Annotated in this window: 7 protein-coding genes and 1 pseudogene; 3 read left to right on the top strand and 5 right to left on the bottom strand. The window is 68.2% G+C overall.

Annotated features, from left to right (window positions below):
* Positions 1–313: 313 nt before the first annotated feature.
* Positions 314–874 carry a TetR/AcrR family transcriptional regulator gene (locus ACZ6JT_RS35255; protein WP_469216307.1) on the bottom strand — a complete coding sequence of 187 codons (561 nt, stop codon included), beginning with the start codon at positions 872–874 and terminating at the stop codon, positions 314–316.
* 91 nt (positions 875–965) lie between these two features.
* Here ACZ6JT_RS35255 and ACZ6JT_RS35250 point away from each other — a divergent pair, with 91 nt between their 5' ends.
* Both ACZ6JT_RS35250 and ACZ6JT_RS35245 read left to right on the top strand, forming a co-directional pair.
* Positions 966–1,562 (top strand): DUF2867 domain-containing protein, encoded by a 597-nt coding sequence (locus ACZ6JT_RS35250; protein WP_469216306.1) that lies wholly within the window; start codon positions 966–968, stop codon positions 1,560–1,562.
* Positions 1,563–2,092: 530 nt separating this feature from the next.
* Entirely contained in the window at positions 2,093–2,422 is a 330-nt protein-coding gene (locus ACZ6JT_RS35245) for a hypothetical protein (RefSeq protein WP_469216304.1), read from the top strand.
* Between the two features lie 110 nt (positions 2,423–2,532).
* Here the strand turns inward: ACZ6JT_RS35245 and ACZ6JT_RS35240 are convergent.
* Positions 2,533–2,942 (bottom strand): annotated as a pseudogene (locus ACZ6JT_RS35240) (ATP-binding protein); the annotation flags it as partial.
* 66 nt (positions 2,943–3,008) lie between these two features.
* Here ACZ6JT_RS35240 and ACZ6JT_RS35235 point away from each other — a divergent pair.
* Positions 3,009–3,125 carry a hypothetical protein gene (locus ACZ6JT_RS35235; protein ID WP_469216302.1) on the top strand — a complete coding sequence of 39 codons (117 nt, stop codon included), beginning with the start codon at positions 3,009–3,011 and terminating at the stop codon, positions 3,123–3,125.
* A 198-nt stretch (positions 3,126–3,323) separates the two neighbouring features.
* On the opposite strand, the gene ACZ6JT_RS35230 is transcribed toward ACZ6JT_RS35235, so the two are convergent.
* The 3 genes from ACZ6JT_RS35230 to ACZ6JT_RS35220 form a co-directional block, all read right to left on the bottom strand.
* Positions 3,324–3,578, bottom strand: a complete 255-nt coding sequence (locus tag ACZ6JT_RS35230) for a tyrosine-type recombinase/integrase (protein WP_469216310.1) — start codon at positions 3,576–3,578, stop codon at positions 3,324–3,326.
* A gap of 371 nt (positions 3,579–3,949) precedes the next feature.
* Positions 3,950–4,240, bottom strand: coding sequence for a hypothetical protein (locus ACZ6JT_RS35225; RefSeq protein WP_469216300.1), 291 nt, complete (start codon positions 4,238–4,240; stop codon positions 3,950–3,952).
* Complete coding sequence (locus tag ACZ6JT_RS35220; protein WP_469216299.1) at positions 4,237–4,593, bottom strand: hypothetical protein; 357 nt, start codon at positions 4,591–4,593, stop codon at positions 4,237–4,239. The genes ACZ6JT_RS35225 and ACZ6JT_RS35220 overlap by 4 nt, the downstream gene beginning before the upstream one ends.
* Positions 4,594–4,746: the final 153 nt, after the last annotated feature.

Raw genomic sequence — 4,746 nt, 5'->3', positions numbered from 1 at the left:
TGCTGTGTTCTTGCGTTTCCGACTCTATCAGACTCTTTCGGGCCCGATTTCCTCGGTGCTTTCCAGGTCCAGCCGCTTTCGCGCTTTCCCTTTCCGGCGATTCCGACTCTATCAGAAGTTCTCCACCGGATTTCCCCGGCTTCGATTCTCGAATGAAGAGTCGAGTGTCCCCACTCGAAAGCGTTCCTTGTGGGGGCTTGCTGCCGAGCGTGTCCGCTCCAGGCAACTTCTCGACTCTACAACCCGACCTGGGAGGTGTCAAAATCGCCTTGACTCCCGGGTCGGGCTCCCTCCGGACGCTCCCAGGAGCCGGCTACCTCAGCAGCCACTTCCTGGTCAGCTCCATCACCTCGGCACGGCTGCGGCCGCCGTGGTCGGCCGCGATGAAGTGGTAGCCGATGCGCAGGGAGAAGGCGATCAGGGACCGGACCTCGACCTCGTCCTCGTCGGAGCAGAGGGAGCGGAACAGGGAGCGCAGGTAGTCCATGCGCCGGTTGTCCGCGCGCCGGAGCCGCTCCGCCACCGCCTCGTCACGCCGGGCCCAGTCACGAATTGCGAGGTCCGGCCCCACCCCCGTCGTCGGACCGTCGCCGGCCGCGGCAACGATCAGGAACAGGCGCTCCAGCCTCTCCCTCGGGTCTCCCCCACCGCTCTCGACCCGCTCGATCACCGCTTCGGTGACCGCGCGCTCCCACGTGTCGAGCATTTCGGTGAGGAGGGCGTCCCGGTTGGCGAAGTAGCCGTAGAAGCCCCCCTTGCTGACGCCGAGCGCCTGGGCCAGGACCTCGATCCTGACCGTCTCCGGACCTCCGGCGGCCAGCGCCCGCAGCCCCTCCTCGATCCACTTGCCGCGTGGCGTGCGGGTCACACCCATGCCGTCTCCTCTCGCGCCCAGCCATCTATACGGCACCGTACAGATGGGTTACGCTGCTTCTATACGGCATCGTATAGACAGGGGCCCGCTGATGAGACTTCCCCGAACCGCGCACACCTCCCGACCCTGGCGCATCCACGAGATCGCCGGCGACTTCCGGCTCGAGGACGTGTGGGCCCTGCCGACACCCGGCGGCCCCGACGACCTCGAACGACTCGTGCACCAATTCGCCACCGGCAACGGGGATCCCGTCCCCAGCCCCCTCGGGCGCGCGCTGTTCGCCCTGCGCTGGAAGCTCGGGGCACTCCTCGGCTTGGACAAGCCCTCCGACGGCCTCGGCACGCGGGTCCCGACGCTCCGCGACCGCCTGCCCGCCGATCTGCTGGAGGGCCCCCGCGGCCCGGACCTCGCCGCGGTTCCGTTCTCGTCCGTCTACCAGACGCACGACGAGTGGGTGGCGGAGATGGCGAACCGGACCGTCCACGGGCTGATGCACATCAGCTGGGTCCCGGACGGCACCGGCGGCTACCGCGGCCAGATGGCCGTCCTGGTGAAGCCCAACGGCCGTTTCGGCGCCCTCTACATGGCGGCCATCAAACCCTTCCGGTACCTGGGCGTCTACCCGGCCCTGCTCCGCGGCATCGGCCGCGAATGGCAGCGCACCCTCCCCACCAGCCCCACCGGCTGACCCCCCGCTGTCGAACCTTCGAGCCGGCCTGTGGCCGACCCCCAGTGGGGGCAGCCAGATCGCCGAACTGACCGCGAGAGCGACCGCGGAACGCGCCCTGCCCACACGGTCGCCAGCGGCGCGACGGTGGGGGGCGAGGTCCTGGTTCTTGCACGGGTCGCACTCGGGGCGGAACCAGAAGTCGTAGTCGTCCAGCGCTCCGCTTGGTGATGACCATGCCGTGGTCGCCAGCCCCTTGCCCGTCGCGACGGCGCCCAGGCGGAGAACGCAGCGTCGCATCCTCGAGGGAGGAGAAGGCGCGTCCGGCCGGGGCGTGGTCGCGGACGATCAACACCTGCCCCGGTAGTACCCGGCGAAGGCGACGGCTTCCGCACGGAGCGGAACGGCTTCACCCTGGGGCGGCGGCGTACTTCTCTGTGTGCACCGCCAAGTACAGAGATATGTGCACCGAGGTAGCTCTCGTTCTGTGGCCGGGTTCAGTCCCGTAACGTCTGTTCTCTCAAGGTCTGAGAGGGTGAAGGGGGGATCTCTTGGAGGAGAGCGAGGCACGGAGGCGTGCAGAAGAGTTCGGTCGGACCCTGACCGACCGTTGGGATGAGTGGGTTTTCAAGCTTGGCCTGGCGGCGACCCCGACCAGCAGGGGCGTCTATGGCTTCACCTGGTATCCCACGGCGAAGGACGAGCAGGGGCGCGAGATCCGGGTCGGGGGGAACTGGCCCATCATCGTGGACCAGGACACCGGGGCATGCCGACTCGTGCACGGGATGAAGGAGATGGCCGCGCTCAGGGGCATGCCAGGAGTCGGCGTGGTCCGCTTCGACGACGCCAGCACTCGTCGGCGGCGCCGAAACGGCCGCTAGCTCATACGACGGAGCCGCCGGAGGAGCCGTCAATTCTCAGGCTGCGTGTGTGTCGCATTCGATGGCGGCAACCCGGTTCTTGAGCCGATAGCTGGGGCCGTTGATGGAGATGACGTCGCAGTGATCGAGTATCCGGCCCGGCAAGCCGCGACCGCGAGAGCGACAGGTTGTGCGTCTTGCCCACTCCCGGCGGCCCGAGCAGGGCGGCGTTGGCCTTGGCCTCGACGAAGGAGAGGGTGGCAAGGTCCTTGATCTTGCGAGGGTCGAGCTCGGGCTGGAACGAGAAGTCGTAGTCGTCGAGCGTCTTGTGGTGCGGCAGCTTCGAGATCCTCAGATCGGTGCGGAAGCGGCGGTCCTCACGGACGGCCAGCTCTTCGGAGAGAACCAGGTCGATGAAGTCGAGGTAGCCCATCTTGGCCTCGTCAGCCCGCTGGGCATACTGAGTCAGGGCCTCGGCCAGGTGAGGCAGGCCCAGCTTGCCGGCCGTGTTGCGGATGCGGGTGGAGACCAGCTCGCTCAAGACGATTCCTCGGAAACTGGTTGGGGCTCTCTGCGCGGGGGGACCCGGCTCGTATGAGATCTGCCGTTGTGCTTCTGGGAGGACGACGCCCTGCAGCTGCGCTGGCCTGACTGGGCAGTGGGCGCCCATCGGGACCTCGCTGGTCGAGGCGCAACAGAACGACCAGGCATTCAGGGCCTGTGATGAGCGGTCCGTGGAGCGTGTCCGCTCGCCGGGGGACGACGAGCCGCAGGATCGGAATCGGCGGCCCCTCGATCCCGAGCGCGACCAACTTCGAGCCCCAGGGCGTTCAGCTGGCCGTGTGGCCAGTCGATCGAACGGTTCTCTACCGGGTTGCGCTATCGGAACACGGGCTTCTGGCGTCCCGCGGTCGGATGATCGTCACTCGTCCGCGACAGTCCGGTCGGCGATCCGCGCGCAAACACGCGTCATGGACGACGACCGGTGACCGAGCAGTGCGGCGATGACCTCGAGGGGCATGCCCCGGTTGATGGCCTGGCCGGCCAGAGTATGTCTGAGCGGGTGCCGGGCGACCCGGACGACCGCATCAAATGCGAGATGCGTTGACCGGGCAGCCGTGATCGGTGAACAACAGGTTCGAACGCAGGCCCACGGGCCGGTGCAGCAGCCAGTCATCCGGAAACGTCTGCAACGCAGGTTGTTGGCGGTGGCCAGCAGCGTGTTCGACCCAACCTCCGAAGTACGCGAATGCCTGGCGGTGGCAGGTCCGAGCGGCGCCAAGTGGGGGCGTCCGCCTTGTTTGGTGCCAGCCGAGCCGGGCGGCGGTCCCGCGCCGGCGGAGGTGGGCACCGTTGCCCGGGCCGACCAGTCGCGGAACCGGCGGCAGGGTGCACCGGCCACGGTCGGGGCTTCGTAGTCGTAGGGGGCGAAGCGCACTACGCCGGTCCGGGCGAGGCTCGACGGGGGCGTGTGCGGTGGTTCGGATGAAACTCCCTGACTCGCAGGGAGTTGGACGGGCCATGCGGAGCCCGGATGGCAGGGGCCGCTCAGAGGTTGACGCGCTTCAGGTAGACCCTGCGGCGGTGGGGGATGGTCTGGTACCAGACCATCAGGTGCTCGTCCTCGTACGTACGCAGCCGCATCGGGTGCGGATCCTCGTAGAGGCTGCCGTCCTTGGGGTCGATCGCCATCGACGCCAGGTCGACCAGTCCGTCCAGGACGGCGGTGACCAGCTCCTGGTGCTCCGCGGCCATGTCCCCGAGGACCCACAGCCGGCTGGGATCGCACTCCCATGCCCAACCACTGTCGTTCTCCACGCCTTCGCCGCGCGCGGTCACTGCCCGATCTCGCGCTGGGCCTCGGCGAGGATGCGGCTGCTCGTCTCCATGGCGGCCCGGAACTCTTCTTCCGTCGAGTCAGGGTCGCCGGCCACCCGCTCCGCCTCGTGCAGCGCCGCCGAACGCGCCGGCCAGCGGTGGATCGCCACGTGCGTCGCCCACTTGATCAGGAAGAACCGCAACGGGTTGATGGCGCCGGTCTCGGCGGCACGGTCGAAGGCCTCGTTGCACTCCCTGTCGAGCACGGCCAGATTGGCCATGTCGATGCGGCGTACGGCGTCCCGGAGGGCTTCGCGTGTCATCGCCGGCTGAGGGATGAGCGGCCCGCCGTCTTCCAGATGCTGTGCAGTCATCGTGTCCTCCAGGGGAACGCGGCCAGGATACCCAGCCGGGCCGGTGGCACTGCCGGTGAACGCAGAAAAGCCCCGCACCGGACCCGAAGGGTCTGGTGCGGGGCTTCCCGCAATGATTGTTCGGCGGCGTCCTACTCTCCCACAGGGTCCCCC

Source organism: Streptomyces sp. NPDC046308 (assembly GCF_055588065.1).
This window is presented reverse-complemented; position numbering and strand designations above follow the sequence as displayed.

Coding starts and splice junctions, on each gene's coding strand:
- ACZ6JT_RS35255 (WP_469216307.1), bottom strand. CDS start 874: ATGGGTGTGACCCGCACGCCACGCGGCAAGTGGATCGAGGAGGGGCTG.
- ACZ6JT_RS35250 (WP_469216306.1), top strand. CDS start 966: ATGAGACTTCCCCGAACCGCGCACACCTCCCGACCCTGGCGCATCCAC.
- ACZ6JT_RS35230 (WP_469216310.1), bottom strand. CDS start 3,578: ATGACTGGCTGCTGCACCGGCCCGTGGGCCTGCGTTCGAACCTGTTGT.
- ACZ6JT_RS35220 (WP_469216299.1), bottom strand. CDS start 4,593: ATGACTGCACAGCATCTGGAAGACGGCGGGCCGCTCATCCCTCAGCCG.